This is a genomic window from Amycolatopsis arida, from assembly GCF_900115565.1.
In the GTDB taxonomy this organism is placed as follows: Bacteria; Actinomycetota; Actinomycetes; order Mycobacteriales; family Pseudonocardiaceae; genus Yuhushiella; species Yuhushiella arida.
Genome location: NZ_FOWW01000002.1, coordinates 424,696 through 450,944, shown reverse-complemented (window position 1 = coordinate 450,944; position 26,249 = coordinate 424,696). Strand labels below are relative to the sequence as shown.

The 26,249-nt window shown below is 73.1% G+C and carries 26 protein-coding genes; 15 read left to right on the top strand and 11 right to left on the bottom strand.

Going from position 1 to position 26,249, the window contains the following annotated elements:
- The first annotated feature begins 95 nt into the window (after nt 1–95).
- Both BM051_RS06935 and BM051_RS06930 read left to right on the top strand, forming a co-directional pair.
- Complete coding sequence (locus BM051_RS06935; RefSeq protein ID WP_208325824.1) at nt 96–1,019, top strand: HpcH/HpaI aldolase/citrate lyase family protein; 924 nt, start codon at nt 96–98, stop codon at nt 1,017–1,019.
- Complete coding sequence (locus BM051_RS06930; RefSeq protein ID WP_092529189.1) at nt 973–2,310, top strand: amidase family protein; 1,338 nt, start codon at nt 973–975, stop codon at nt 2,308–2,310. Before BM051_RS06935 ends, BM051_RS06930 begins: the two co-directional genes overlap by 47 nt.
- A 250-nt stretch (nt 2,311–2,560) precedes the next feature.
- Here the strand turns inward: BM051_RS06930 and BM051_RS06925 are convergent, their stop codons facing one another.
- The 4 genes from BM051_RS06925 to BM051_RS06910 form a co-directional block, all read right to left on the bottom strand.
- Nucleotides 2,561–3,544: a coiled-coil domain-containing protein gene (locus BM051_RS06925; RefSeq protein ID WP_243859201.1), complete on the bottom strand. Its 984-nt coding sequence runs from the start codon at nt 3,542–3,544 to the stop codon at nt 2,561–2,563.
- A gap of 120 nt (nt 3,545–3,664) precedes the next feature.
- On the bottom strand, nt 3,665–5,659 hold the full coding sequence (locus BM051_RS06920; protein ID WP_092529188.1) for an SDR family oxidoreductase: 1,995 nt from the start codon (nt 5,657–5,659) through the stop codon (nt 3,665–3,667).
- 132 nt (nt 5,660–5,791) lie between these two features.
- A complete protein-coding gene (locus tag BM051_RS06915) occupies nt 5,792–6,526 on the bottom strand; it encodes a class F sortase (RefSeq protein WP_092529187.1) in 735 nt (244 codons plus the stop codon).
- Nucleotides 6,527–6,545: 19 nt separating this feature from the next.
- Entirely contained in the window at nt 6,546–8,111 is a 1,566-nt protein-coding gene (locus BM051_RS06910) for an MSCRAMM family protein (protein WP_092529186.1), read from the bottom strand.
- Nucleotides 8,112–8,472: 361 nt separating this feature from the next.
- On the opposite strand from BM051_RS06910, the gene BM051_RS06905 reads away from it, so the two are divergent.
- Nucleotides 8,473–9,297 (top strand): Bax inhibitor-1/YccA family protein, encoded by an 825-nt coding sequence (locus tag BM051_RS06905; RefSeq protein WP_092529645.1) that lies wholly within the window; start codon nt 8,473–8,475, stop codon nt 9,295–9,297.
- A gap of 68 nt (nt 9,298–9,365) precedes the next feature.
- Here BM051_RS06905 and BM051_RS06900 read toward each other — a convergent pair whose 3' ends face one another.
- Both BM051_RS06900 and BM051_RS06895 read right to left on the bottom strand, forming a co-directional pair.
- Entirely contained in the window at nt 9,366–9,746 is a 381-nt protein-coding gene (locus tag BM051_RS06900) for a hypothetical protein (protein ID WP_092529185.1), read from the bottom strand.
- 138 nt (nt 9,747–9,884) lie between these two features.
- On the bottom strand, nt 9,885–11,105 hold the full coding sequence (locus BM051_RS06895) for an acetyl-CoA C-acetyltransferase (RefSeq protein WP_092529184.1): 1,221 nt from the start codon (nt 11,103–11,105) through the stop codon (nt 9,885–9,887).
- 194 nt (nt 11,106–11,299) lie between these two features.
- Between BM051_RS06895 and BM051_RS06890 the strand changes: the two genes are divergently transcribed.
- From BM051_RS06890 to BM051_RS06860, 7 genes are all read left to right on the top strand, one after another.
- Nucleotides 11,300–12,688 (top strand): cystathionine beta-synthase, encoded by a 1,389-nt coding sequence (locus BM051_RS06890; RefSeq protein ID WP_092529183.1) that lies wholly within the window; start codon nt 11,300–11,302, stop codon nt 12,686–12,688.
- A 218-nt stretch (nt 12,689–12,906) separates the two neighbouring features.
- Nucleotides 12,907–14,394 carry an ABC transporter permease gene (locus BM051_RS06885; RefSeq protein ID WP_092529182.1) on the top strand — a complete coding sequence of 496 codons (1,488 nt, stop codon included), beginning with the start codon at nt 12,907–12,909 and terminating at the stop codon, nt 14,392–14,394.
- Nucleotides 14,395–14,482: 88 nt separating this feature from the next.
- Complete coding sequence (locus BM051_RS06880; RefSeq protein WP_092529181.1) at nt 14,483–15,148, top strand: hypothetical protein; 666 nt, start codon at nt 14,483–14,485, stop codon at nt 15,146–15,148.
- 106 nt (nt 15,149–15,254) lie between these two features.
- Nucleotides 15,255–16,019: a DUF4064 domain-containing protein gene (locus BM051_RS06875; protein ID WP_092529180.1), complete on the top strand. Its 765-nt coding sequence runs from the start codon at nt 15,255–15,257 to the stop codon at nt 16,017–16,019.
- 82 nt (nt 16,020–16,101) lie between these two features.
- Complete coding sequence (locus BM051_RS06870) at nt 16,102–16,779, top strand: hypothetical protein (protein WP_243859200.1); 678 nt, start codon at nt 16,102–16,104, stop codon at nt 16,777–16,779.
- Nucleotides 16,770–17,222 carry a hypothetical protein gene (locus BM051_RS06865; protein WP_092529178.1) on the top strand — a complete coding sequence of 151 codons (453 nt, stop codon included), beginning with the start codon at nt 16,770–16,772 and terminating at the stop codon, nt 17,220–17,222. Before BM051_RS06870 ends, BM051_RS06865 begins: the two co-directional genes overlap by 10 nt.
- Before the next feature lie 23 nt (nt 17,223–17,245).
- Complete coding sequence (locus BM051_RS06860) at nt 17,246–18,409, top strand: cystathionine gamma-synthase (RefSeq protein WP_092529177.1); 1,164 nt, start codon at nt 17,246–17,248, stop codon at nt 18,407–18,409.
- Nucleotides 18,410–18,442: 33 nt separating this feature from the next.
- Here the strand turns inward: BM051_RS06860 and BM051_RS06855 are convergent, their stop codons facing one another.
- A complete protein-coding gene (locus tag BM051_RS06855) occupies nt 18,443–18,712 on the bottom strand; it encodes a hypothetical protein (RefSeq protein WP_092529176.1) in 270 nt (89 codons plus the stop codon).
- Between the two features lie 160 nt (nt 18,713–18,872).
- Here BM051_RS06855 and ilvA point away from each other — a divergent pair, with 160 nt between their 5' ends.
- A complete protein-coding gene (ilvA, locus tag BM051_RS06850) occupies nt 18,873–20,075 on the top strand; it encodes a threonine ammonia-lyase (protein ID WP_092529175.1) in 1,203 nt (400 codons plus the stop codon).
- 12 nt (nt 20,076–20,087) lie between these two features.
- Here the strand turns inward: ilvA and hppD are convergent, their stop codons facing one another.
- Nucleotides 20,088–21,287: a 4-hydroxyphenylpyruvate dioxygenase gene (gene hppD, locus BM051_RS06845; RefSeq protein WP_092529174.1), complete on the bottom strand. Its 1,200-nt coding sequence runs from the start codon at nt 21,285–21,287 to the stop codon at nt 20,088–20,090.
- Between the two features lie 175 nt (nt 21,288–21,462).
- Here hppD and BM051_RS06840 point away from each other — a divergent pair, with 175 nt between their 5' ends.
- A complete protein-coding gene (locus tag BM051_RS06840) occupies nt 21,463–21,939 on the top strand; it encodes an Lrp/AsnC family transcriptional regulator (protein ID WP_092529644.1) in 477 nt (158 codons plus the stop codon).
- Nucleotides 21,940–22,059: 120 nt separating this feature from the next.
- Nucleotides 22,060–22,467, top strand: coding sequence for a nitroreductase/quinone reductase family protein (locus BM051_RS06835; protein ID WP_092529173.1), 408 nt, complete (start codon nt 22,060–22,062; stop codon nt 22,465–22,467).
- Nucleotides 22,468–22,591: 124 nt separating this feature from the next.
- On the opposite strand, the gene BM051_RS06830 is transcribed toward BM051_RS06835, so the two are convergent.
- The 3 genes from BM051_RS06830 to BM051_RS06820 all read right to left on the bottom strand — a co-directional run bounded on the left by BM051_RS06830 (nt 22,592) and on the right by BM051_RS06820 (nt 24,645).
- Nucleotides 22,592–23,401: an MBL fold metallo-hydrolase gene (locus BM051_RS06830; protein WP_092529172.1), complete on the bottom strand. Its 810-nt coding sequence runs from the start codon at nt 23,399–23,401 to the stop codon at nt 22,592–22,594.
- 90 nt (nt 23,402–23,491) lie between these two features.
- Nucleotides 23,492–23,989, bottom strand: coding sequence for a transcription elongation factor GreA (greA, locus tag BM051_RS06825; RefSeq protein ID WP_092529171.1), 498 nt, complete (start codon nt 23,987–23,989; stop codon nt 23,492–23,494).
- 197 nt (nt 23,990–24,186) lie between these two features.
- Complete coding sequence (locus tag BM051_RS06820) at nt 24,187–24,645, bottom strand: DUF4307 domain-containing protein (RefSeq protein ID WP_092529170.1); 459 nt, start codon at nt 24,643–24,645, stop codon at nt 24,187–24,189.
- 138 nt (nt 24,646–24,783) lie between these two features.
- On the opposite strand from BM051_RS06820, the gene mca reads away from it, so the two are divergent.
- Nucleotides 24,784–25,677 carry a mycothiol conjugate amidase Mca gene (mca, locus tag BM051_RS06815; RefSeq protein ID WP_092529169.1) on the top strand — a complete coding sequence of 298 codons (894 nt, stop codon included), beginning with the start codon at nt 24,784–24,786 and terminating at the stop codon, nt 25,675–25,677.
- A 159-nt stretch (nt 25,678–25,836) separates the two neighbouring features.
- The gene (locus tag BM051_RS29695) at nt 25,837–26,223 is read left to right on the top strand and encodes a hypothetical protein (protein ID WP_243859199.1); all 387 of its coding nucleotides are present in this window, start codon (nt 25,837–25,839) and stop codon (nt 26,221–26,223) included.
- Nucleotides 26,224–26,249: the final 26 nt, after the last annotated feature.

Sequence of the window (26,249 nt, the reverse complement as noted above, 5' to 3'; positions counted from 1 at the left end):
GGAAGCCGGTCGAGAACATCGCGAGCGCAGTCACCCGATCGGGTGTGGCTGTGTCAGGATCGCCCCATGGACGCCCCCGACGGCACCGCCCTCGCGTGAACCCCGCGGACTCGGCGCGCTCGCTGCTCGTCGTGCCCGGTGACCGGCCCGAGCGGTTCGCCAAGGCCGCCGCGAGCGGTGCCGACGTCGTGCTGTGCGACCTTGAGGACGCGGTGGCGCCGGCCAACAGGGACGCCGCCCGCGCCGTGGTCGCCGACTGGGTCGCCCGGCACCCCGCGGCGGTCCGGATCAACGCCGCGCCCCCGGAACGAGACGCCGACCTCGCCGCGCTCGCCGGCGCGAACGGGCTGCTCGCCGTGGTGCTGCCGAAGGCGGAGGACCCCGCCGAACTGCGCGCGGTCGCCGCCCGCCTGCCGCCCACCGTGAGCCTGCACGCCATGGTCGAGACCGCCCGCGGGATCCGCGACGTCGACGCCCTCGCCGAGGCCGGCCCGCGGCGGCTCGTCTTCGGCACCGTCGACTTCGGGCTCGACGCCGGGATCCTTCCCGCCGACGCCGAGGAGCGCGAGCTGCTCTACGCCCGCTCCCGCCTCGTCATCGCCTCGCGCGCGGCCGGGCTCGCCCCTCCGGTCGACGGCGTGAGCGAGCGTGCGAGCGAGCTACTCAACACCGTTGCTCTCGACCTCGACGACTCCGCCGCGGCGGGCGCCGCGGCCCGCCGCGCCCGACACCTCGGCTTCGGCGGCAAGCTCTGCCCGCACCCCCGCCAGGTCGGCCCGGTCAACGCCGCCTTCCGGCCCACCGAGCGCGAGCTGCGCTGGGCCCGCCGGGTGCTCGACGCCGCGGCCGGTGCCGGTGCTGGTGGCGGCGGGGTGCGGGTGGACGGCGAGCTGATCGACCGGCCGCGGCTCACCCTGGCCCGCCGGCTGCTCGAGACGCACGAGGAGCACGCCGCGGCGTTAGAGTCCAGACATGACCATGACTGCGGTGGAGTTGGCGAGGTCGGTGCGCCGGGGTGACCTCGACCCGGTGCGGGTGACCGAGGAGACACTGGCCCGCATTCACGCGGCCGACGGGGTGGTGGGCGCGTTCCGCCGGGTCCGCGAGCGGGAGGCGCTGGACGAGTCCGCCGCGCTGCGCGACCGCCCGGACCTCGCCGAGCTGCCGCTGGCCGGGGTGCCGGTGGCGGTCAAGGATGTCGCCGAGATCACCGGCGAGTACGCCGCATGGGGCTCCCGGGCGTGCGCGCGCGAGCCGGCCGCCGCCGACCACGACGTGGTGCGCCGGCTGCGGGCGGCCGGCGCGGTGCTGGTCGGCATCACCCGGGTGCCGGAGCTGTGCGTGTGGCCGATGAGCGACGACCCGGACGCCGCCGCCCGAAACCCCTGGGAGCCCGGTTACACGGCCGGCGGCTCGTCCGGCGGCAGCGCCGCGGCCGTGGCCGCCGGGATGGTGCCGGTCGCGCACGGCACCGACGGGCTCGGCTCGGTGCGGTTGCCCGCCGCGATGTGCGGGCTCGTCGGGATCAAGCCCGGCGCCGGCGTGGTGCACGATCCGAACGGCGACGGCTGGTACGGGATGTCCACGCACGGCGCGCTGGCCACCACCGCCGCCGACGCCGCTCTGCTGCTCTCCGTGCTCGCCGAGCGGCCCGACCTGGCCGAGGTCGGCGAGCCGGACCGGCTGCGGGTGGCGGTGTCCACCCAGGTGCCGCTCACCAGGGCACCGGTGCCGCGCCCGCTGCGCGACGCCGTGCACCGGGTGGGCGAGCTGCTCGGCGCGGCCGGGCACGAGGTGACCGGCGACACCCCGCGTTACGGGGCCGCCGCGGCCGGCGGGCTGCTCGTCCGGTGGTTCGCCGGGACCGCCGAGCAGGCGGAGGCCTTCGACCCGATCCTGCTGCAGCCGCGCACGCGGGCGCACGTGCGGGTCGGTGACCTGGTGCGCCGGCTCGGCCTGGTGCGGGAGCGGACCGCGCTGGAGTGGACCCGCCGGGCCGAGGAGTTCTTCACCCGGCACGACGTGTTGGTCACCCCCACGCTCGCCACCCTGCCGCCGAGGGCCCGCTCGTGGCACCGGTCGAGCTGGCCGGCCAACGCGCTGCCGTCGATCGGGGTGGCCGGCTTCACCGGGCCGTGGAACCTGGCCGGCTTCCCGGCGATCTCGGTGCCCGCCGGCCGGCACCCGAACGGCCTGCCGATCGGCGTGCAGCTGGTGGCCGCACCCGGAGGGGAGAGCGTCCTGCTGGGCCTCGCCGCCCACCTCGAGACCACCAACCCCTGGCCCCGCACCGTCACCACCCCCCACTGACCCGCGTGTCCGCGCTCCCCGTACGCGTGTCCGCGGTTCGTGTACGCGTGTCCGCGGTTCGTGTACGCGTGTCCGCGCTTCCTGGACAGCGGTAGACCGCGGGCGGAGCCGGCGCAGGCGGCCAACGCGTCGTCGCGGAGGGCCAACGCGGCGACGTGGACGGCCAACACGCGGACGTGGACGGCGGACACGCGGACGTGGACGGCGGACACGCGGACGTGCACGGCGGATACGCGCGCGGGGTGCGGGGTCAGGTGTGGGCGGGGCGGGGCATGGCTGGTTGGGTCTTCTCCGAGTCCGGGTCGCCGCCGTTGCCGCTGGTGGGGGGCAGTGTCGGGGCGGCGAGCTCGGCGGCCTCGTCGTCGAGGGGCCGCAGCGCGGGCTCGGCGCGGTCGAGCAGTTCGTCGGCCTTGCGCAGCCGGCTGGCGACCTCGTCGCGGATCTTGGTCAGCCGGTCCACCACCCGGTTGGCCTCGTCGGTGCGCCGCTTCGCGTCGGCGGTCGCCTCGTCGACCAGCCGGCGGGCCTCGGCGGTCGCTTCGTCCACCAGGCGCTTGGCCTTCGCGGTGGCCTCGGCGATCCGCTTCTCGGCCTGGTTCTTGCTGGCCGTCTTCTGGTCGGCGACGTGCTTGTCCAGCGCGGCCTTCTCGGCGGCCATCTTCGCGTCGAAGTCGCGCTCGATCCGGCGGCGCTTGCCCTCCGCCTCGGCGTCCAGCGCCGCCCGCCGCCGCGCCGCCTCGGTGGTGAGCTGCTTCACCTCGGCCTTGGTGGCCTCCAGCGCCTCCTGGTGTTCCTTCTCCATGGCCTCGGCCTGCGCCTCGACCTGGCGGAGCAGCTTCGTGTAGCGCTCCCGCAGGGTGTCGGCCGCCTTGGTGGTCCGTGCCCAGTGCTCCTCGGCGGCCACCTGGGCACTGCTGACGATCTCCTCGGCCCTGGCGTTGGCGAGCTCGACCGTGCGCTGCAGCCGCTCGTCGAGGTCCTCCGGCCGCTCCGGTGGCTTCTTCAGCTCCTCGACCCGCTCGCGCAGCTTCGCCATCTCCCGCCGCGCGTTCTCCAGCTCCCGGGACAGCGTGTTGGCCTGCGCCATCGACGCGTCCCGGTCGGAGATCAGCCGTCGCAGGTGGTGCTCGACGTGCTCGACGTACTGCCGCACCTGGTTGCGGTCGAAACCGTGCCACACCTGGTCGAAGTCCCGGCGCAGGGGGACCAGCCCGTTGTCTCGCTCAGCCGCCATGTCACGACCGTACCCGGGCACCCCGTGCGATCGCCGTCAAGGAGAGCGGTATTCCCGCCCACAAAGGAAATCCTGCCCGATTGGCCGCACCCCCGCTACGCAGCGTCCCCGGTGCGCGAGTCACCAGTGGAACCCGCGGACCAGCTTCGCCAGCGCCATGGCCGCCTTGGACAGATGCCGCTCCCCGCGGCCGACCCGCAGTTCACCGGTCCCGCCGGCGGCCGTGGAGTCCGGGAACACTCGGAACCCTTGGTAGGCAACGGCATCGGTGAGCCCGGGGGTGAGCGCGTAGGCGAGCTGGATCATCCGCCCTGTCGGGGTTCCGATGTGCTTCGGCCGCTCCTCGAGCGCCCTGATCACCATGTCCGCCGCCTGTTCCGGCGACTTCGTCGGGAACGCGTCGTAGATTCTCGTCGGCCGGATCATCGGCGTGCGCACCAGTGGCATGTGGATGGTCGTGAAGGTGATCCCGTCGCCGTGCGTCTCGGTCGCCGCGATCTTGGCGAAGTAGTCCAGTGCCGCCTTGGACGCCACGTAGGCGGAGAAGCGCGGCGCGATGCCCTGCACCCCGATCGACGAGACGTTGACGATGTGCCCGAACTTGCGTGCGGACATGTGCGGCAGCAGCGCGAGGATCAGTCGCACCGCACCGAAGTAGTTGATCGCCATCGCCCGCTCGTAGTCGTGGAAGCGGTCGTAGGACAGCCTGATCGATCGGCGGATGGACCGGCCGGCGTTGTTGACCAGCATGTCCACCCGCCCGTGGTCGGCCAGCATCGCCGCGACGATCTTGCGGACGGACTCCTCGTCGGTGAGGTCGGCCGGGTACACCGACGCCTGCCCGCCGGCGGCGACGATCGCGTCGCGGACCTCCTCCAGCTCGTGCTCGCGCCGGGCCACCAGCAGCGGAATCCCGCCCTTGGCGGCCACCTCGAGCGCGGTGGCCCTCCCGATGCCCGACGAGGCGCCGGTGATCACCACCGTGCGCCCGTCCAGCTCGCCGCGCGGGCCGTGCCGGCGGGCACGGAACGGGTCGAGGTGCTCGCGCCAGTACCGCCACAGCACCGGCGCGTAGTCCTCCAGCCGGGGCACGTCGACGCCGGTGCCGGTCAGCTCCCCGCGGGTCGCCGCGGAGGAGAACACCGAGGGGAACGTCAACGTCTCGAGCAGCACCGGCGGGATGCCGAGCCGCTCCAGCACGGCGTCGCGGGCGATGGTGACGCCGGGGACGTGGTCGCTGAGCCTGGCCAGGCCGACGATGCCGGCGGAGAGCCGCTCGTCCAGCTCGACGGCGATGGTCGGCGCCCCGGCGGCACGGGCGAACGCGTTGTAGACCGCCGCCACCGGTTGCGGCTCCGGGTTGACCAGGTGGAACGTGCGCCCGTCGAGGCCCTCCCTGCTGACCAGCTCCCGCAGCGCCGCGGCCACGTAGTCGACCGGGACGATGTTGGTGTCGCCAATGTCCGGCGCGACCATCGGCAGGCTGGGCAGGGCCGCCAGCCGGCTGATGGCGCTGAACAGGTAGTACGGGCCGTCGATCTTGCCCATCTCGCCGGTCGTCGAGTGCCCGACGACCACCGCGGGCCGGTACACCCGCCACGGCACGTCGTGCTGCTCGCGGACCAGCCGCTCGGCCTCGAACTTGGTCCGGTGATAGGGCGTGACCAGCCGCTGCCCGGCGTCGAACATGTCCTCGGTGAACACGCCGGCGTAGTCACCGGCGACGGCCACCGACGACACGTGGTGCAGGCAACGGGCGCCCAGGTCGGCGGCGAGCGCGACGACCTGGCGGGTGCCCTCGACGTTGGCCTTCACGCTGGCCTCGTCGTCGGCGGTGAGGTCGTACAGCGCGGCCAGGTGCACCACGTGGTCGACCGTGCCGCGGAGCCGCTCCCGGGTGACCTCGCTCACGCCGAGCAGGGGCTCGCCGAGGTCGCCGGTGACCAGGGTGACCCGCTCCGGGTGCGGCCAGCCGGCGACCAGGTCGGCCAGCCGTTCCCGGGACGACTCGCGGACCAGCAGGGTGACCCGTTCGGTGTCGTCCCTGTCCAGCAGCAGGCTGGTGAAGTGCCGGCCGATCAGTCCGGTGGCGCCGGTCACCAGATAGTTGGGCATGCCCCTACCTCCTCGCCGCCGATCCGCACCGCGTACGGGGGCATTGTGCCCGCAGTCCATTCCAGAGCGAACGTCGCTCTCGCGGTCTGGAACGTAGCTCTCGTCGTTCCGGACGTGGATCTCGTGGTGCCGTCACGCCGGTTCGGCGATCACGACGCGGTTGTCGGCGTAGCCGGTGTTCCCGCCGAGCCAGCGGCCGCCGCAGGTGACCAGCACGATCCGGTGCGGGCCGCTCTGCGCGAACAGCTCGCCCGCCCGGTTCGGCAGCTCGTCCTTGTGCAGGGTGAGCACCTGGCTGATCCGGTAGGTCCAGGCCTTCCCGTCCGCGTCGACCACGGTCACCCGCGCGCCGACCTCGGCGTGCCACAGCTCGGCGAACGGTCCCACCCGGCCGCGCCAGTTGACGTGCCCGGCGAACACGCTGGCACCGCTGGGCGCGCCGAGGCCCGCGCCCCACCACGTGGCCTCGCCGAGGTTCTCCGGCACCGGCAGCACCGCGTTCGGCCCGACCACCTCCTTGCGCACCAGGGTGGCGGTGCCGCCGCCGGGCAGCCGGAGGGTGCCGGGCCGCTGGCCGCTCTCCGCGGCGGCCGGTGCGGGCTCCGGTTCCGGTTCCGGCTCCGGTTCCGGCGGTGCGGGCTCGGCCGGGGCCCCGGTCGCCGGCGGGGCGGGGGAGACGGCGGCGGCCGGCGCGGGTGGTGGCGGAGCGGGGCGGGCGGTGCCGGCGACGGTGTTCGCCGGCGGCACCAGCAGCGCGCCGGCCACCAGGAGCTCGACGGCGAGCAGGCTCGCCACCCCCGCCAGGAAGGCGGTGACCAGCCGCGGCCGGTCCGCCGGGGGCGGGGCATTGGGCACGGGTCCGGTCATGGGCTCGTCGCGCACCGGATCAGCGCCCGGTGAACCGCCGCCGGGCGACCCACCCCACCAGCATCGACCCGAGCAGCGCCAGCCCGCCCAGCGCGGCGAGCGCGGCGCCGGACGGCGCGGACCGGGTGGCGCTCTGCGCCATGGTCTTCGCGGTGCCCGCCGGGATCGTGCGTGGTACGTCGTTGGGCGCGTTGGCCACCTCGAGCACGAGCGTGTCGCCGGCTTCCAGCCTGCCGCACGCCGCCGGTGGGTCGGCCGGGTCGAACGCCTGGTCGTAGCCGCTCGGCGGGCTCACCTCGACGACGCAGACCTCCTGCGGCGTGCGCAGGTTCTCGACGGTGACCGTGCCGTCGGCGCCCTCGGTGATGACCACGGTCGGCTCACCGTCCGCGCCGAGCAGTGGCTGGTCGTCCTGGCCGAGCGCGGGGGAGGTCCGGTCCTCGCCGGTCAGCCGCAGCGCCACCCCGGCGATGCCGTCGCCGGTCCGGCTGTCCACCTTGGCCACCCGCACGACCCCGGGCTGGGTGCGGGCCTTGGTCACGCCCTCCGCGGTCAGCTCGCGCTCGCCGCCGGTGGACACCACGCGCTGGGTCTTCTCGTTCCGCACGGGGTGCCGCACGTAGGGCCGGTCGGCCGGAGCGGACAGCGTGGCCACGACCTTCGGTTGCTGCCCGGTCGGGACGACCCGCACGGTCGCCGTGCCGTCCTTTCCGGTGGTCACCGTGACGGGCTCGGCGGCCGGCTCGGTGTCCTCGGCGCCCTCGGCGACCCCGGTACCGAACCGGTCCGCGCTGTCCTCGGTGGACCCGCTGGCCTCGGTGTTCGCCCGCTCCACCGGGTCGGCCGGCTCGTCGCCGTCGAGGACCGCGTCGGTGAGGGTCAGGGTGATCGGCACGTCCGGCACCCCCGCGTCCCGAGCGTTGCGCACCGAGATCGTCCACTCGCCCGCGGTGCCGATGGTCTGCTCGCCCTTCGGTGGGGTCACGCTGGCCGTCCACGGGCCACGGTTGGTCTCGGCGTCGGCGCGCAGCCGCTCCACCGCGTCCTTGGCGCCCTCGGGCAGGCCGGAGAGGTGCAGCTCGACGTCGTACCCGATCTCCTCGAAACCCTTCGTCGGGTTCAGGTCGTCGTGGCCGTCCCTCGGCGCGGCGGTCCAGGAGTGCAGCAGGTGCGCCAGCGCGGCGGCCTCGTCGGCGTCGCGGGTGTCGCCGTGGCGCAGCAGCAGGTAGGAGATGTTCGCCGCGACGTCCGGGGCCAGCGGGTCTCCCCACTTGGTGAGCAGCTCGTCGCCCGGCTCGTACTCCTCGCCGGTCTTCGGCGCCTTGAACGCGAACTGCACGCAGAACACGTGCTCGTCGCGCACCACGTAGGTGCCCAGCCAGTCGGTGCTCCCGCTCCGATCCCGGTAGGTCTGCCCGGGCACCTCGTGGCCGACGCCCTCCTCGACACCGGGTGGTGGCGGCTCGGCGGCGACCGGCTGGGCCGGGGCGACCACGCCGAGTGCGCCGAGGACGGTGACGGTGAGCACGCTCAGCAGCCGGGACCGGCCGCCGATTGCGCTACCCGGGTGAGTACCGTGCCCCATCGTGTGTCGTCTCCTTCGCGCACGGGGCCCGGGTGACCGCCTCTCGCGGCCGTCCCGCGCCAGGATGACCTCGCTCACGGCTCGTGGCCCGGGAGGGTTTCCCAGGTCACCAACACTTGATCGATCACTTCCCCGACTCGACCTCGTGACCGTTCGGACACGCGACGTGAGAATGGCGGGTGGGCGGCCGCGCGGGCAATAGGCCAAGGGATTGACGTCCGGCGAGCGGTGCGGGCGACGCGCCGACCGGGCCCTGGGCCGGCGCCGGACGACGTGAGTAAAGTCGCCTTTACCGACGGGAACCGGCCGGCACGGGCGGTCGTTAACCCGAGTGCAAGTGCAGGAGATCCAGGAGGATCAGGTGCGTACCTCAAGCAACCCCGCTTTCCGCAACCTGCCCACGGCCGGTGCGGCGTACGGACAGTACGCGGGCTTCAACCAGCCGCAGGGCGGTGTGCCGGGCTACGGCGCACCACAGGCCCCTGCCGGTGCCGCCGACCGCCCCATGACGGTCGACGACGTCGTCATCAAGACCGGTGCCAGCCTCGGTGTGGCGCTGCTCACCGGCGTCATCACCGCCATCTGGGCGCAGGGCCAGATCGTCGCCGGCGCCGCGACCTCGGTCATGGTGGCGATCATCGTCCCGATGCTGGTCGGTCTCGGCCTGGCGCTGTTCATCACCTTCAAGCAGAAGGCGAGCGCCGCGCTGACGCTGGCCTACGCGGCCGTCGAGGGTGTGTTCCTCGGCGCGATCACCGGCCTCGTGGAGATGATCCCGGGGGCCGAGGGCATCGGGCTGCAGGCGATCCTGGGCACCGCCGGCGTGTTCGCCGTGATGCTGGTGGTCTACAAGACCGGCGCGGTGAAGGTCACCCCGAAGCTCACCAAGTGGATCATCGGCGCGATGGGCGGCGCGCTGATCCTGATGCTCGCCAACCTGGTGCTCGGCCTGTTCGGCGTGAACATGGGGCTGCGCGACGGCAGCACCATGGCGATCATCTTCAGCCTCGTGGTGATCGGCATCGCGGCGTTCAGCTTCCTGCTGGACTTCGACATGGCCGACCGGGCGATCCGCGAGGGCGTGCCGGCCAAGTTCGCCTGGTTCGTCGCGTTCGGTCTGATGGTCACCCTGGTGTGGCTGTACCTGGAGATCCTGCGCCTGCTCTCGTACTTCCAGGGCGAGTAGCGGGTCGACACCGAAAGGGGGCGCGCCCGGCCGGCGCGCCCCCTTCTCGTGCCGTCAGTCTCGTGCCGTCAGCGACGCGGAAGCAGCAGCGTCGCCAGCAGGAACGCGCCGGTGGCCACGACGGTGCTGGTGTAGCCCGAGGCCAGCCCGGGCAGGGCGAGCCCCTCCAGCCGGGTGACCGCCCACATCACGGTCGGCACCAGGCACAGCAGCAGGCCGAGACCGAGCACCGTCCTGGAGCGGGCGAGCAGGCCCGCGACGGCGGCGACCACCGCGAGCAGCAGCAGGAACGCGACCGAGTCGAAGTACCCGGCGGAGCCGGCCTCGCCACCGAACAGGCCGGCGATGGCCAGCTCCGACGCGTCCTGGCCGTCGGTCCACGGGCGGAGCATCCCGAGCACCGCGAACACGGCCCCGGCGAGGGTGCACAACCCGGCGAGCAACCTCATGCGCCCAATGTAGAGCCCTCCGCGCCCCGCCGACACCCGCCGAACGCGCGCGTTTTCCGGCGCTGAACGCCATGAAGGCCACCTTCATCGCGTTCATTGCCATGCAGGTGGCCTTGATGGCTTTGGTCGAAGCGGTGGTCAGCTGAGGCGCTCGAGGACCATGGCCATGCCCTGCCCGCCGCCGACGCACATCGTCTCCAGCCCGAACTGCTTGTCGTGGTGTCGCAGCGAGTTGATCAGCGTCGAGGTGATCCGGGCGCCGGTCATGCCGAACGGGTGACCCACGGCGATCGCGCCGCCGTTGACGTTCAGCCGGTCGAGGTCGATGCCGAGGTCGCGGTAGGACGGGATCACCTGCGCGGCGAACGCCTCGTTGATCTCCACCAGTTCGATGTCGTCGATCGACATCCCGGCGCGGCGCAGCGCCCGCTGGGACGCCTCCACCGGGCCGTAGCCCATGATCTCCGGCGACAGCGCGGACACCCCGGTGGACACGATCCGCGCCAGCGGAGTGATGCCCAGCTCCTTCGCCCTGGTGTCGGACATGATCACCAGCGCGGCCGCGCCGTCGTTGAGCGGGCAGCAGTTGCCGGCGGTCACCCTGCCGTCCGGGCGGAACACCGGCTTGAGCCCGGCGACACCCTCCATGGTGACCCCGGGGCGCGGGCCGTCGTCCTTGGTGACCCTGGTGCCGTCGGGCAGCGTCACCGGGGTGATGTCCTTGGCCCAGAAGCCGTCGGCGATGGCCTTCTCGGCGAGGTTCTGCGAGCGCACGCCGAACTCGTCCATCTCCTCGCGCGACACGTTCTTCAACCGGGCGAGGTTCTCCGCGGTCTGGCCCATGGCGATGTAGACGTCCGGCAGCTCGTCGCGCTCCCTCGGGTCGGTCCAGGAGTCCGCGCCCTGCTCGGCCACCGTCGCGGTGCGGGCCTCGGCGTCGGCGAACAGCGGGTTGTGCGTGTCCGGCCAGGAGTCGGCGCTGCCCTTGGCGAACCGGGACACCGTCTCCACCCCGGCGGAGACGAACACGTCACCCTCGCCGGCCTTGATGGCGTGCATGGCCATCCGGGTGGTCTGCAAGCTCGACGAGCAGTACCGGGTGACCGTGCAGCCGGGCAGGTGGTCGTAACCGAGCAGCACGGCGACCACCCTGGCCATGTTGAACCCGGACTCCCCTCCGGGTAGTCCGCAGCCGAGCATCAGGTCGTCGATGTCGGTCGGGTCGAGCTGCGGCACCCTGTCCAGCGCGGCGCGCACCATCTGCGCGGTCAGGTCGTCGGGCCGCAGGTCCACCAGCGACCCCTTGCCGGCGCGTCCGATGGGTGAGCGGGCGGCGGACACGATGACGGCTTCGGGCATGGCGGACGCTCCTTCGGGTCGGCTTCGGGTCGGCTTCGGGTCGGCACTGCGCTCTCGTGATGTCCATCGTGCCGCCTCGCGTGGTCGGGGCAAACCGGAACGCGACCAGGACCACGGGGATCCACCCGTCGCCCGGCCACCACCCCACCGAGGCGCCGCACGCCGCCGTCCGTTCTCGAAGCTACGCTGGGCGGGTGGACTACGCCGAACACATCGTCGACCTCGTGGGCGACACCCCGCTGGTCAAGCTGAACGCGCTCACCGCACACCTCGCGGACGGCCCGCTGGTGCTGGCCAAGGTGGAGTACCTCAACCCGGGCGGCAGCGTGAAGGACCGCATCGCGCTGCGGATGGTCGAGGCCGCCGAGCGCTCCGGCGAGCTCCGCCCCGGCGGCACGATCGTGGAGCCGACCTCCGGCAACACGGGTGTCGGGCTGGCGATGGTGGCCCAGCGCAAGGGCTACCGCTGCGTGTTCGTCTGCCCGGACAAGGTCAGCGAGGACAAGCGCAACGTGCTCAAGGCCTACGGCGCCGAGGTCGTGGTGTGCCCGACCGCGGTGCCGCCGGAGCACCCCGAGTCCTACTACAACGTCTCCGACCGCCTGGTCGGCGAGATCGAGGGCGCCTGGAAGCCGAACCAGTACGCCAACCCGGAGAACCCGGCGAGCCATTACCACTCCACCGGCCCCGAGGTCTGGCGGCAGACCGACGGGAGGATCACCCACTTCGTCACCGGCGTCGGCACCGGCGGCACCATCACCGGAACCGGCCGCTACCTCAAGGAGGTGTCCGAGGGGCAGGTCCGGATCGTCGGCGCCGACCCCGAGGGCTCGGTGTACTCCGGCGGGACCGGGCGGCCCTACCTGGTCGAGGGCGTCGGTGAGGACTTCTGGCCGGACACCTATGACCGGGACATCGCCGACGAGATCATCGCCATCTCCGATGCCGACTCCTTCGACGTCACCCGACGGCTGGCGCGCGAGGAGGGGCTGCTGGTCGGCGGCTCGTGCGGGATGGCGGTGGCCGCCGCGCAGCGGCTGGCCGAGCGGCTGGCGGGGGAGGGCCGCACCGACGCGGTGATCGTCGTGCTGCTGCCCGACGGTGGCCGCGGCTACCTGACCAAGGTGTTCAACGACCGCTGGATGTCCTCCTACGGCTTCCTGCCGCCGGACTCCTCCGGCGCCACCATCGGTGACGTGCTGCGCCGCAAGGACGGCTCGCTGCCCGACCTCGTGCACACCCATCCGAACGAGACGGTCGCCGAGGCCGTGGCGATCCTGCGCGAGTTCGGGGTCAGCCAGATGCCTGTGGTCAGCGCCGAGCCGCCGGTGATGGCGGCCGAGGTGGTGGGCGCGGTCAACGAGCGCGACCTGCTGGAGGCGCTGTTCACCGGCAAGGCCGCGCTCGCCGACCGGCTGGAGACGCACATGTCCCCGCCGCTGCCCACCATCGGCGCGGGAGAGCAGGTGAGCTCGGCGATGAAGGCGCTGACCAACGCCGACGGCGCACTGGTGCTGGTGGACGGCAAGCCGGCCGGCGTGGTGACCCGGCAGGATCTGCTCGCCTTCCTCGCCGGCCGCTGAGCCGGGCCGTCGAGCCGGGCCACTGAGCCGGTCCGTCGAGCCGGGCCGCTGAGTCCGCCCGTGGTGGTGGCCGAGCCGGGCGGGTCGGCAACGGGCGCGCGCCAACCGTGCGACATCGGGATGCCACTTCGGGGCGTTACGAGCGCCCGACCTGGGCATCCGATAGCGTGTGCGCGAGCTATTCCACCAGGTCCTCGTCAAGGGGGTTCAACACCCACATGAGTGCTCCGCAGCCACCCAACCAGCCTTGGGGTGGTGGTCAGCAGCCGCCACAGGGCCAGTCCGGCCCACAACAACCCCAGCAAGACAGCCCGTTCGGCTCCGCGGAGCCGACGCAGGTCGTCCAGCCCGGCCAGTCGCAATCGCAGGGCGGGCAGTTCGGCGACAGCCCGGAACCGACGCAGGTCGTGCAGCCGGCGCGGCCCGGCGAGTCCGGGTCGTCCACTGGGCAGCAGTCCGACGCGGGCGGTGGTCAGGGCGGGCAGGGCGAGAACTCCGACTCCACCCAGCTCGTGCCGCCGGACCAGCAGCCGCCGGCCATCCCGTACGCGCCCCCGCCGAGCGCGGCGGACAACCCGGCGGCGATGAACCCGCAGGGCTTCGGCCAGCAGCAGGGCGGGTTCGGTCAGCAGCCGCCCGGCCAGTTCGGTCAGCACGGCCAGTTCGGCCAGCAGGGTCCGGGGCAGCCGGGCCAGCCCGGCGGGTTCGGACAGCCGGGCTTCGGCCAGCAGCCGCCGCAGGGTCCGCCCCCGGGTCAGCCCGGCGGGTTCGGCGGCCCGCCGCCGTTCGGTGCGCCGGCCGGCCCCGGTCGCGGCGGCAACCAGCTCTTCGGCCTGATCGCCGGCGGTGCGGCGGCGTTGCTCGGCCTGATCTCGCTGATCTTCGCCTTCGTCGACCTCAGCGACATCACCAGCATCAGGAGCAGCATCCAGGGCAGCGTGCCCGGTGGGATGTCCGACGACCAGATCGACCAGGCGCTGGACAGCATCGGCATCGCCTCGGTCGGCACCCTCACCCTGTACGTCGTGCTCATCCTGATCGCGTCCGTGGTGGCACTGGCCGGTGGCGTGCTGCTCGTACTCGCCGTGCTGGGCCGCGACCCGCTCAAGAAGATCGCGCCGATCGTCACCACGGCCGGCGGGGCGCTGCTGGCGGTGTTCGGCATCCTGCTGCTCATCGGCACCACGCCCGACCGGGAGATCCCCGGCATGCCCGCGGTCGGCACGCCGGTGCTGTACCTGATCATGGGTGTGCTGGTGCTCGGCATCGGTGCCGTCGCGCTGATCCCGGCCACCGCCCGGGTCCTCGGGCTGGCCGGCGGCGGCGCCGCGGGTGGCGGCTACGGCGGTCCCGGCGGGTTCGGCCCGCCGCCCGGTGGTGGCTTCGGTCAGCCCGGCCCGTACGGCGGCCCGCCGCAGGGCCCGCCGCCCGGTGGCTTCCCGCCGCCCGGTTACGGCCAGCCCGGCGGGCACAACCCGCAGAGCGGCGGCTTCCCGCAGCCGGGGCAGCCCGGCGGATACGGCCAGCAGCCGGGTGGCTTCGGGCAGCCGGGTGGGCACAACCCGCAGAGCGGCGGCTTCCCGCAGCCGGGGCAGCCCGGCGGCTACGGCCAACCCGGCCAACCCGGTCAGCCCGGCCAGCCCGGTCAGCCCGGTCAGCCCGGCCAGCAGGGCGGGTACGGCCAGCAGCCTCCGCAGCAGTGGTGACGTCCTGAGCTTTCCTGCGGTGCCCCCGGTCGACATCGGCCGGGGGCACCGCCGTCGGAACGACCAGGCGAGGAGCACGGGAGCGCGGATGAACCATCCCCCTCCGCCGGCCGGATGGCCGGCGTACCGCGGCCGGCCACCGGGCGCCGGCGTCGCGACCACCGCCGGCGCGCTCGCGCTCGCCGTCGGTGCCCTGCTCACTCTGCGTGGCGCCGACCTGCTCGGATCCGACGCCGCGGACTGGATCCTCGGCGACGCGCGGCCGCACGCGTACCCGATCCTCCTCGGCTGCGGGTACGCCCTCGTCGCCGCTGCCCTGGTCGGGGGAGGTGCCGCGCTGCTGGCGGGGAGGGCGGGTGCCCGGTGGGTGGTCGTCGCGAGTGGTGCGGTGGTCACGGTGCTGAACCTGGTGGGGATCGTCGTGCTGCTGGCGGACGGTCCCGGGATCTTCCCCCTGTCGCTGCCCGGAGCGGAACTGGCCGAGTACTTCGAGCGCCCGGAGGCCTGGGTCTTCGGCACGCTGCTGGCGATCGTGGCGGCACTCGCCGTGGCGATGGTGGTGGCGGCCGCGTCGCCGGCCACCGTCCGGTGGTGTGCGGCTCGCCGGCGCCCGCCCGCGGGCCCGCCCCCAGGCGGCTTCCCTTCCGGCGGGCAGTCATGGGGCCACCCGCCGCAGGGGCAGCACTGGGGTCACTGGCCGCCGGCCGGACACGGCCACCCGCCGCCAGGTGCGCCGCCGCCCCGGCGGTGGTGACCGCCATTCGGCCGAGAGTGTCGAAACCACCCGCGAGCCGCGGCGTGAACCGTTACGGTGGGCCGACCCTTTCCCCGCGGTGTTGGAACGAAGGACAGGAGCGCGGATGAGCTACCCCCAGTACCCGGCGCCAAGCGGATTCCCGCCGGCGCCAGGGCAGATCGACCCGGCGCGGCCGCCCAGCGGTGGCACCGCGATCACCGCCGGCGTGCTCGCCGTGCTCGGCGGGCTCTTCGCGATCTACAGCGCGATCTCGTCGTTCACGATCGTCTCGGTGATGAAGTCCCTGCTGGCCGAGGAGGCGATCACTCCCGAGCAGCGGCGATCGCTCGAGACCGCGGTACCGGACTGGGCGCAGACCTACGGTGTCGTCTCCGGCGTCGCCCAGCTCGTGGTGGTGGCGTTGTTGATCACCGGTGGCGTGCTGCTGTTCGTGAAGAAGTCGCCGGGCCGCTGGCTGGTGGTCGCCGGCTGCGCCGCGGTGATCGTGCTGAACATCGCCAGCGTGGTCGTCGGCTCGACGCTCGCCGCCGACGTCACGTCGGCACTCCCGGGTACGTCCAGCCAGGACGCGGAGCTCGCGTCGGACATCGCCATCGGGTTCACCGTGATCTTCGCGATCATCACCTCGGTTCCGGCGATCGCGACGCTGATCCTCGCCGCGGTGCCGGCCACCGGCCGCTGGTGCGCCTACGGCAGGCAGGCCGCGGGCGGGCCGACCCAGCCGGCCCAGCCGCCCGGCTACCCGCAGTCCGGCCCGTTCCCGCAGCCGACCGGGTACGGCCAGCCCGGTGCCTACGGCCAGCTCGGCACGTACCCCGGCACGCCCCAGCCAGGGACCTCCGGGCAGCCGGGTGGTCCGGCGAGCTGACCATCCCGGCGACACGCGCTCCGCGGGCGGGCCCGGCTAAGGTGGGCGCGACCCGAACCACCGCGCGCTCGTGGGGGAGTCCGTGACCAACCCGTACGGCCACCCGGCTCATCCCGGCCAACCCGGCCCCGGTCAGGGCCACCCTGGCGCCGGCCAGGGCCATCCCGGCGGCGGCCAGGGTTATCCCAGCGCGGGGCACGGCTACGTCGCCGCTGGCCAGGGCTATCCCGCGGCCGGACCGGGCGTGGGCTACCCCGGGCCCGGTTACGGCGCCCCTGCCCACCACGGCGGGCCGCGGCGGCCCAACCCGGCGACGGCGATCCTCGCCGCCCTGCTCGGGCTGGTGGTCGCCGGACTGGCCGGTTACCTCCCGGTGTGGGTGTTCGTCGAGTTCGGGCTGGACCGGCAGGGGGGTGGCGCGCTGGCCGCGCTCGGGCTGTACCTCGGCGCCACGGTCCTCTTGCTGTTCGGATCGCTGTTGACCTTCTTCCGGGTGGTGGTCGGCGCCGTGCTGCTGATCGTCGGCGCGGTACTCGGCGTCGCCGCGGTGCTGCTGGAGCCGGTGTTGCTGGACACGGCGTACGAGCTCTACTTCGAGCTGGTGCTCGAGTGGGACAGGGTCGACGGCCTCAGCCGCATCGGCACCCTCGCGTTCGCGCCGGTGGTGTTGCTGCTGGCGGTGCTGCCGCCGACGTTCCGCTACCTGCGGCACCGCGCGCCGGCACCGACCGCGTACGGTCCGCCGCCGGCATGGCGGTGAGCGGCCGGCCGGGACCGGCCGCCCCCGCGACCGCCGTGGCCGCGGGCGTGCTGGCCCTGCTCGGTGCCCTGTTCCACCTGATCGGGGTGGTCGGTGGGGTGCTCGCGCTGTCCCGCGGCGCCACCACCGCGGCGGTGGTCGCCACGCTGGTGGGCAACGTCGTGCTGGTGGCCCTGCTCGCCGGCGGCGCACTGCTGCTGCTCACTCGCCGACCGGCCGGCCGGGTGCTGGTGGCCGCCGGCAGCGGGCTCGCCGTGCTGCTCTACGTGCTGGCGGCCGTGTTCGGCACGGCGGTCGGCGATGCCCGGCTGGTCGGCGCCGCGGTGTTGCTGCTCGGCGTCCCCGCGCTGGCGACGTTGGTCCTGGCGACCGTGCCCGCCACCGGTCGGTGGCTGGCCGAGGGCCCGGCCAGCACGTACCCCCCGCCCGGCGACGGCTGGTGACCGCCCGGCCGTAGGGTGGGCGCATGGTTGACGACCCCGCCACGCTCGGCTTCACCACCCGCGCCATCCATGTCGGGCAGGAGCCCGATCCGCGGACCGGCGCGGTGATCGTGCCGATCTACCAGACCTCGACCTACGCGCAGGACGGGGTCGGCGGCACCCGCGAGGGCGACTACGAGTACTCGCGCACCGCGAACCCCACCCGCACCGCACTGGAGGAGGCGCTGGCCGCGCTGGAGGGCGGCCGGAACTGCCTCGCCTTCGCCTCCGGGATGGCCGCCTCCGACGCCGTGCTGCGGGCCACCCTGCGCCCCGGCGACCACCTGGTGCTGGGCAACGACGTCTACGGCGGCACGTTCCGGCTGATCGACAAGGTGCTCACCCACTGGGGCGTCACCTACTCCGTCGCCGCCCTGTCCGATGTGGACGAGGTGCGGGTCGCGCTGCGCCCGGAGACCAAGCTGGTGTGGTGCGAGACGCCGACCAACCCGCTGCTCGGCGTGGCCGACATCGCGGCGCTGGCCGACGTCGCGCGGGACGGCGGCGCCCGGCTGGTGGTCGACAACACCTTCGCCACGCCGTACCTGCAGACCCCGCTGGCGCTCGGCGCGGACGTCGTGCTGCACTCCACCACCAAGTACCTCGGCGGGCACTCCGACGTGGTCGGCGGCGCGGTGGTCACCGACTCCGCCGAGCTGCGCGAGCAGCTGTTCTTCCTGCGCAACGCCGCCGGCGCGGTACCGGGCGCGTTCGACGCGTGGTTGACCCTGCGCGGGATGAAGACGTTGTCGGTGCGGATGGAGCGGCACTGCGACAACGCCGAGCGTGTGGTCGAGGCGCTGCGGGCGCATCCCAAGGTGGCCAAGGTGTACTACCCGGGCCTGGCCGAGCACCCCGGGCACGACGTGGCGGCCAAGCAGATGCGGCGGTTCGGCGGCATGGTGTCGTTCGACCACGTCGACGGCGAGGAGGCCGCGTTGGCGGCCGCGGCCAGGACGAGGCTGTTCATCCTGGCCGAGTCGCTCGGCGGCATCGAGTCGCTGATCGAGCACCCCGGCCGGATGACCCACGCCAGCGTCGTCGGGTCGCTGCTGCAGGTGCCGGCCCAGCTCCTGCGACTGTCCGTGGGCATCGAGGACGCCGCCGACCTGGTCGCCGACCTCCGCCAGGCGCTGGACCAGCGATAGCGAGCGGCTCGCGGCTGTGCCGTCGCGACCGGATCAGGGGCGGTAGTTGTGTGCGCCGCCGGCACCGGCGGGGCCGGCGGAGCTCGGCTCGCGCGGGTCGGTGTGCGGCAGCTTCGCGCCGTCGACGCAGCCGCCGACCAGCTCGACGTGGCTGTCGTGGCGGACGTACTGGCCGGGGTCGCCGCAGCCGGCCTTTTCCACCGTGTAGAACGCCGCCCCGGTCAGTGCCAGCGCCGAGGTGACCCCCACGAGCAGCGGAAACACGCCGGCGGTGCGCGAGGCGCGGATCCTGCGGGAGGTCATCCGATGCTCCTGTTCGCTGTCGGGCGGCTCGACCCCGTGCCGAACCACGATGTGTGAACGGGGTGTGCTGCCCAGCCTACCGGGTCGCGGCGCCGCGGGGGACCGAGCTTCGTCGGTATCCGCGCCGCGAACCCCTGGGCAGGGTGGCATCATCCGGGGCATGCAACTCGTCAGCGTCGACCGGATCCGCGAGGCGCGCGCCCTGCTCGCCGACGTGGTCCGCCGGACGCCCATGGAGCACGCGCGGGACCTGCGGAAGCGGCACGAAACGCCGGTTCACCTCAAGTGCGAGAACCTGCAGCGCACCGGCTCTTTCAAGATCCGCGGCGCCTACACCCGCATCCACGGGCTCGGCGAGGCCGAGCGCTCGCGCGGGGTGGTCGCGGCCAGCGCCGGCAACCACGCCCAGGGCGTCGCGCTGGCCGCCGCGCTGCTCGGGATCAAGGCCACGGTGTTCATGCCGGAGCGGGCCCCGCTGCCCAAGCTGGCCGCCACCCGCGGCTACGGCGCCGACGTCCACCTGCACGGCGAGGTGATCGAGGAGACGCTGGCCGAGGCGACCGCGTTCGCCGAGCGCACCGGCGCGGTGTTCATCCACCCGTTCGACCACCCGGACATCATCGCCGGGCAGGGCACGGTCGGGCTGGAGATCCTCGAGCAGGTCCCCGACGTCGGGACGGTGCTGGTGCCCACCGGTGGCGGTGGCCTGGTCGGCGGGGTGGCGTGCGCCGTCAAGGGGTTGCGGCCGAACGTGCGGGTGATCGGGGTGCAGGCCGAGGCCGCGGCGGCGTTCCCGCCGTCGCTGGCCGCTGGCGAGCCGGTGCGGCTCACCGACCTGCAGACGATGGCCGACGGGATCGCCGTCGGCCGGCCGGGGCCGGTGAGCTTCGCGCACGTGTCCGCGCTGGTCGACGACGTGCTGACGGTGACGGAGGAGTCGCTGTCCAGGGCGGTGCTGCTCTGCCTGGAACGGCGCAAGCTGGTGGTGGAGCCCGCGGGGGCGGCCGGTGTCGCGGCGCTGCTGGAGCACGACGGCGCGTTCACCGGACCGGTGGTCGCCGTGCTGTCCGGCGGCAACGTGGACCCGCTGCTGCTGTTGCAGATCATCCAGCACGGCATGACCGCCGGCGGGCGCTACCTGAAGCTGCGGCTGCTGGTGCCGGACCGGCCGGGCTCGCTGGCCGGGGTGCTGACCAGGGTGAGCGAACTGGGCGCGAACGTGCTGGACGTCGAGCACTCGCGGATCTCCGGCCGGCTGGCGCTGGGTGAGGTCGAGGTGGCGCTGAACCTGGAGACCCGCGGCTCGCAGCACTGCGCCGAGGTGGCCACCGAACTGCAACGCGCCGGCTTCACCGTCCTCTGACCCAACGCCTGGCTAGAGGTTGCCGCGGCGGGCCTGCTCGCGCTCGATGGCCTCGAACAGGGCCTTGAAGTTGCCCTTGCCGAAGCCCAGCGAGCCGTGCCGCTCGATCAGCTCGTAGAACACCGTCGGCCGGTCGCCGATCGGCTTGGTGAAGATCTGCAGCAGGTAGCCGTCCTCGTCCCGGTCGACGAGGATCCGGTGCTCCTTGAGCGTCTCGATCGGCACCCGCACCTCGCCGATCCGGGCGCGCAGCTCCGGGTCGTCGTAGTACGAGTCCGGGGTGACCAGGAACTCGATGCCGGCGGCCCGCATGGCCGACACCGTCGCGATGATGTCGTTGGTGGCCAGCGCGATGTGCTGGCAGCCGGGCCCGCCGTAGAACTCGAGGTACTCGTCGATCTGCGACTTCTTCTTCGCGATCGCCGGCTCGTTGAGCGGGAACTTCACCCGGTGGTTGCCGTTCGACACCACCTTGCTCATCAGCGCCGAGTACTCGGTGGCGATGTCGTCGCCGACGAACTCCGCCATGTTCACGAAGCCCATCACCCGGTGGTAGAAGTCCACCCAGTAGTCCATCTTGCCGAGCTCGACGTTGCCGACACAGTGGTCGACGGCCTGGAACAGCCGCTTCGGCGCGCCCTCGGGCCGCCGCACGGTGCCCTCCCTGGCCTGGTAGCCGGGCAGGTACGGGCCGGCGTAGCGGGAGCGGTCGACCAGCGTGTGCCGGGTCTCGCCGTAGGTGGCGATGGCGGCCAGCCGAACGGTGCCGTGCTCGTCGGAGACGTCGTGCGGCTCCTCCAGCACGGTGGCGCCCTGCGCCCTCGCGTGCGCGACGCACTTGTCCACATCGGACACCTCGAGGGCGAGGTCGACCACGCCGTCGCCGTGCCGCCGGTGGTGGTCGAGCAACGGCGAGTCGGGGCGCACCCCGCCGTTGATGACGAACCGGGCGGAGCCGGACTTGAGCACGAACGACTTGTGGTCGGTGTTGCCGGTCTCCGGGCCGGAGTAGGCGACGAGCTGCATGCCGAACGCCGCCTGGTAGAACCAGGCCGTCTGGGTCGCGTTGCCGACGACGAACACGACGGCGTCCAGCGACCTGACCGGGAACGGGTCGGTCGACGGATCGTGGTCGACGAGTCCGACGAGTTGACGCAGCTGGTCGTAGCTGACGTCGTCCATGGCACCCTGCGAGTCGATCGTGTGGGTCATGGCGGTCTCCTCCTACGGGTATGGCGGCGGTGCTCGGCGGTGAGCACAGAATGCGCTTCCCGGGGCAAGATGAGCAACCGGCTCGACAATCACTGCGCAATGTGTCTAGCGGGGATGGGTTTTCGCCAGGCAGACTGGACAGGGTGCGCAGGAGGTGGGACGGGTGACGTCACGGGTGCCGGAGGACGCGCTGGACGCGCTGGACGCGAGGCTGCTGCTGTTGCTCACCGACGCCCCCCGGCTGGGCGTGCTCGAGTGCGCGCGGCGGCTCGGTGTCGCCCGCGGCACGGTGCAGGCCCGGCTGGATCGGCTGGCCGCCAGGGGCATCCTCACCGGCTTCCCGCCGGAGTTGGACCTCGCGGCGATGGGGTACGGGCTAACCGCGTTCGCCGTGCTGGAGATCGCCCAGGGCCGGCGGGCCGAGGTGGCGAGGGCGCTGGCCGCCATCGACGAGGTGTGCGAGGTGCACGCCACCACCGGCCAGGGTGACCTGTTCGTGCGGCTGGTGGCGCGGTCCAACGACGACCTGCAGCGCGTGATCGACGAGGTCGTCGGGGTTCCCGGGGTGCGGCGGACGTCCACGTCGATCGCGCTGTCCACCCCGGTGCCGCCCCGGGTCCGGCCGCTGCTGGAGCGCGTCGCGCGATCCTGACTGACACCGCCCGATCCTGACACCGCCCGATCCTGGCACCGTTCGGTCCTGACACCACCCGGTCCCGCGCTGCCGGTTCCGGTCGGGACAATGGGGTGTGGACGAGGAGCGGGAGGCACGATGAGTCAGGACATGCCGCGCAAGCAGCGCGTGGTCAGCTGGTTCCAACGGAACCTGGTGAATCCGGTGGCGCGCCCCGTCGTGGGGCACCTGCCGGGCCAGGCGCTGCTGGAGACGACCGGCCGCCGCAGCGGGTTGCCGCGCCGGACGCCGTTGGGCGGGCGACGCGACGGTGACACGTTCTGGTTCGTCGCCGAGCACGGCACGCGGTCCCAGTACGTCCGCAACATCGTGGCCGACCCGACCGTGCGGTTGCAGCTGCGCGGCCACTGGTACACGGGGACCGCCACGCCCCTGCCCGACGACGACGCCCGCGCCCGGCTGCGGACATTGCCCACCCTCAACAGCGCGCTGGTCCGCCTGCTCGGCACCGACCCTCTCACCATCCGCGTGGACCTCGACACCTGACCAGCGCTGCCCGGCGTGTTCGCGGTTCCCGTCGCCGTGTTTGCGGTTCGCGTCCGTGTGTTTGCTGCTCGTGTCCGCGTGTTCGCGGTTGCGGTACGCGGGTGGGCCGGTGAGGTGGGGCTGGTCAGCCGGTGACGAAGTCCAGGTAGCGCTTCGCCGAGCGCTGCACCACCTCGTGGGCGTCGCGGGGAACCACGGCGTCCCACCACGCGCCGTAGATCGCCGAGAACTCGTACGGCCGCAGCATCTCCGCCGCGGCCCGCACGACGGTCGGGCGCTCTGGGATCAGGTTCGGGTAGCTGTACATGAACCCCACGTGCGCGCGGTCGGGGATGACCTGCACGATGTCGCCGCTGAGCAGCGCGCCCGCGCCACGCTCGCCGTCCGGCCAGTGCAGCACGGTGCCGCCGGCGAAGTGCACGCCGAGGTTGAGCAGCGTCAGGTCGTCGGCGAGCCGGTGGCTCGACCCGCTCCAGAACCGCACCGCGGGGTCCGGCCGACCCACCCACCGCCGGTCCTTCTCGTGCAGCAGGATCGGCGCGTCGAACGCGCGGCTCCACTCGACCATGGTGGTGTAGTAGTGCGGGTGACTGATCGCGATGGCGGAGATGCCGCCCAACTCGGTCACCCTGGTGACGGTCTCGTCGTCGAGGTAGGCGACGCAGTCCCACAGCACGTTGCCGGAGGCGGCGCGCACCAGCAGCGCGCGCTGGCCGATGGCGAACCGCGGGTCGCAGCCGACGCCGATCAGGCCCTCGCCCTGCTCCTCGATCCGCGCGGTGTGCTCGCCGGCGCGCAGGGTGGCCAGGTCGGTCCACTGCTGGCCGTGCTCCGGGACGTACTGCCGCTCGTCCTCACAGATCGGGCAGTCCGACCGTGGCGCGGCGTACTGCGTGCCACAGGTGACGCAGATCGGGTATGGGGTGTCAGTCACGGTGTCTCCCCCGGGATGAGTCTGCCGTTCACGCCGTGCCGGGCCCGATCGCCGCCCGCGACCGGGCCTGGCACGGCCGTCGGACGTCCGTCAGCCGCCGTAGGGCACCGCCTTGATGAGGGTGACCTTCTGCGTGCCGCCGTTGGGCAGCTCGTACTCCCTGGACTCGCCTTCCTTGGCGCCGAGCAGCGCGCGGCCCAGCGGCGAGTCGGGCGAGTAGACCTCCATGGGGCCCGTGCCGCCCTCCTCGCGGGTGGCGAGCAGGAACTGCTCCTCCTCGTCGTCCCCGTCGTAGCGCACGGTGAGCACCATGCCCGGCGCGGCCGTGCCGTCGTTCGCGGGCGGCTCGCCGACCTTGGCGGTGCGCAGCAGCTCCTGGAGGTGTCGGATCCGCGCCTCCTGCTGGCCCTGCTCCTCCCGGGCGGCGTGGTAGCCCCCGTTCTCCTTGAGGTCGCCCTCTTCCCGGCTGGCGTTGATCTTCGCGGCGATGACCGGACGATTCTCGATCAACTCGTCGAGCTCGTGCTTGAGCCTGTCGTAGGCATCCTGGGTCAACCAGGTCACCTTGGTGTCGCTCACGGTCACCATCTCCTCCTCGGGCCTGCCGGTCTTGGGTATACAAGCCGGCTGCCGCGCGGGCATGGCTCGCCAGCGCGGCAGACATATGGAAAAACACGGCCCGCCTGGGGCCGTGCCGATAGACCAGGATAACACGATATGCCCGGTCCCCGACGGCCACGCAATCCTTTTCCCGGCGCTGGACGCACCGTTCACCCCGTTGGCCGCTAGGGGCTTGACAGATACTCCGGAACGTCGTACGAGCAACCGAACACGTCCGCGGTGACCGGCCGCGCGATGCTGGCGATCACCGTGGTGATCGTCGTCTCACCAGGTGGGACGAGCACCTCCCGGCGGCCGCTCTCGGCGCCGCTGAGGTCACGCACCCGCACGATGCACACGCCGGGCCGGCTGGGGTCGTCACGGGTCACCTGAAGGGTGATCTCCATGGCGTTGCCCGGCCGCTCCGCGAACGCGACCCGCTGCGCCTCGATCGGCGCCGACCCGAGGTTGCGGTAGCCCACGTACGCCACGGTGGAGCCGACGGCGAGCGCGACCAGCGCCAGCACCCAGACACGCCACCCTCGGGCGGTGCGCCGGCCGGGCCGCCGGGTTGAGCCGTAGCGGCCCTCGGGCGGGGCCGCCGGGGCCGTGCCCTGGGTGGGAGCCGGACGTCCGGTGGGCAAAATCCGGGCCTCCGATCCGTCTTGTCGTACTCGTGGGGACAATGGGTGTGAACGACCTCGATGATGTCGAGTATCCGCCTCGGTGCCCGGCTGGGGGCGTGCGGGTCCGGGTACGGACGGAAGGGACCACTGGCGGTGATGGCGGAGGCTGAGCGGCCGGACACGCGGCTGCGGCTGATGGCGGTGCACGCGCACCCTGACGACGAGTCCAGCAAGGGTGCCGCCACGATGGCGAAGTACGTCGCGGAGGGCTACGACGTCATGGTGGTCACGTGCACCGGCGGCGAGGCGGGCAGCGTGCTGAACCCGGCGATGGACCGGCCCGAGGTGCGCGCGAACATGACCGAGATCCGGCGCGAGGAGATGGCGCGCGCCGCCAAGATCCTCGGCGTGCGGCACCGGTGGCTGGGGTTCGTCGACTCCGGGTTGCCCGAGGGCGACCCGCCGCCACCGCTGCCGGAGGGCTGCTTCGCGCTCCTGCCGCTGGCGGAGGCCACCGCGCCGCTGGTTCAGGCGATGCGGGAGTTCCGCCCGCACGTCGTGGTGACCTACGACGAGAACGGCGGCTACCCGCACCCGGACCACATCCGTTGCCACGAGGTCTCGGTCGCCGCGTTCGACGCCGCGGCCGACCCGGTGGCGTACCCGGAGGCGGGCGAGCCGTGGCAGCCGCTGAAGCTGTACTACTCGCACGGGTTCTCCCGGGCGAAGATGCAGGCGTTCCACGAGGCGTTGGTGGACGCCGGCATGGAGTCGCCGTACGCGGAGTGGCTGGAGAAGTGGGGCGAGGACAAGGCGGACGTGATGGAGCGGGTCACCACCCGTGTCGAGTGCGCCGACCACTTCGAGGTCCGCGACGACGCGCTGCGCGCGCACGCCACCCAGATCGACCCGAACAGCAGGTGGTTCGCCGTGCCGCTGGACGTCCAGCGCAAGCTGTGGCCGACCGAGGAGTACGAGCTGGTGCGCTCGCTGGTGGACACCACCCTGCCGGAGGACGACCTGTTCGCCGGGATCCGGGAGGAGGGTTAGCGCGCGGGCGAGCGCGCCCCCGCTGTGGTGGGCCCTGGTCGCACCGAGCATCATGGTGGGGAGCTCGCCGGTGGTTCGGGTGCGGCCGGGCGCCGGCGTCGGGTCTCGGTCCCGGGCGCCTGCCGCGGCGGGCGCCGAACACGTGAAGAAGGTGACCACATGAGCTTCGCCGTACCGGCCATCGCCGCGGTGCCGGTGACGACCGGTGCCGCCGTGCTGGCGCAGCAGCCCGGCGGCGGGGACGGCGGTGGCCAGGGTGCGGACTTCGGCAAGTCCTCGCCGCTCGGACTGCTGATCCTCATCCTGTTCCTGATCGCGGTGGCGCTGCTGGTCCGCTCGATGACCAAGCACCTCAAGCGGCTCCCGGCCAGCTTCGACGAGCCGGAGAAGCAGGACGAGCGGGACGAGGGCACGTCCACGGACACCGGTGCCCGGCAGGAGCCCGTGGAGGCGCGGGACGAGGAGAACGCCGGCGACGCCGAGGGCTCCGGCCAGGCCACGGGTGCCGCCGAGCGCGTCCCCGAGCGACACCAGCGCGACACGTAGCACCAGCGCGACCCGGAGCACCAGAG

Excerpts from the sequence above, each read along its gene's own strand:
- BM051_RS06880 (WP_092529181.1), top strand. The coding sequence starts at position 14,483 with ATGAACCATCCCCCTCCGCCGGCCGGATGGCCGGCGTACCGCGGCCGG.
- BM051_RS06920 (WP_092529188.1), bottom strand. The coding sequence starts at position 5,659 with ATGCCCAACTATCTGGTGACCGGCGCCACCGGACTGATCGGCCGGCAC.
- BM051_RS29695 (WP_243859199.1), top strand. The coding sequence starts at position 25,837 with ATGAGCTTCGCCGTACCGGCCATCGCCGCGGTGCCGGTGACGACCGGT.
- BM051_RS06885 (WP_092529182.1), top strand. The coding sequence starts at position 12,907 with ATGAGTGCTCCGCAGCCACCCAACCAGCCTTGGGGTGGTGGTCAGCAG.
- ilvA (WP_092529175.1), top strand. The coding sequence starts at position 18,873 with ATGCAACTCGTCAGCGTCGACCGGATCCGCGAGGCGCGCGCCCTGCTC.
- BM051_RS06895 (WP_092529184.1), bottom strand. The coding sequence starts at position 11,105 with ATGCCCGAAGCCGTCATCGTGTCCGCCGCCCGCTCACCCATCGGACGC.
- BM051_RS06910 (WP_092529186.1), bottom strand. The coding sequence starts at position 8,111 with ATGGGGCACGGTACTCACCCGGGTAGCGCAATCGGCGGCCGGTCCCGG.
- BM051_RS06900 (WP_092529185.1), bottom strand. The coding sequence starts at position 9,746 with ATGAGGTTGCTCGCCGGGTTGTGCACCCTCGCCGGGGCCGTGTTCGCG.
- BM051_RS06925 (WP_243859201.1), bottom strand. The coding sequence starts at position 3,544 with ATGGCGGCTGAGCGAGACAACGGGCTGGTCCCCCTGCGCCGGGACTTC.
- BM051_RS06930 (WP_092529189.1), top strand. The coding sequence starts at position 973 with ATGACCATGACTGCGGTGGAGTTGGCGAGGTCGGTGCGCCGGGGTGAC.
- BM051_RS06835 (WP_092529173.1), top strand. The coding sequence starts at position 22,060 with ATGAGTCAGGACATGCCGCGCAAGCAGCGCGTGGTCAGCTGGTTCCAA.
- BM051_RS06875 (WP_092529180.1), top strand. The coding sequence starts at position 15,255 with ATGAGCTACCCCCAGTACCCGGCGCCAAGCGGATTCCCGCCGGCGCCA.
- hppD (WP_092529174.1), bottom strand. The coding sequence starts at position 21,287 with ATGACCCACACGATCGACTCGCAGGGTGCCATGGACGACGTCAGCTAC.
- BM051_RS06860 (WP_092529177.1), top strand. The coding sequence starts at position 17,246 with ATGGTTGACGACCCCGCCACGCTCGGCTTCACCACCCGCGCCATCCAT.
- BM051_RS06915 (WP_092529187.1), bottom strand. The coding sequence starts at position 6,526 with ATGACCGGACCCGTGCCCAATGCCCCGCCCCCGGCGGACCGGCCGCGG.
- BM051_RS06865 (WP_092529178.1), top strand. The coding sequence starts at position 16,770 with ATGGCGGTGAGCGGCCGGCCGGGACCGGCCGCCCCCGCGACCGCCGTG.
- greA (WP_092529171.1), bottom strand. The coding sequence starts at position 23,989 with ATGGTGACCGTGAGCGACACCAAGGTGACCTGGTTGACCCAGGATGCC.
- mca (WP_092529169.1), top strand. The coding sequence starts at position 24,784 with ATGGCGGAGGCTGAGCGGCCGGACACGCGGCTGCGGCTGATGGCGGTG.
- BM051_RS06855 (WP_092529176.1), bottom strand. The coding sequence starts at position 18,712 with ATGACCTCCCGCAGGATCCGCGCCTCGCGCACCGCCGGCGTGTTTCCG.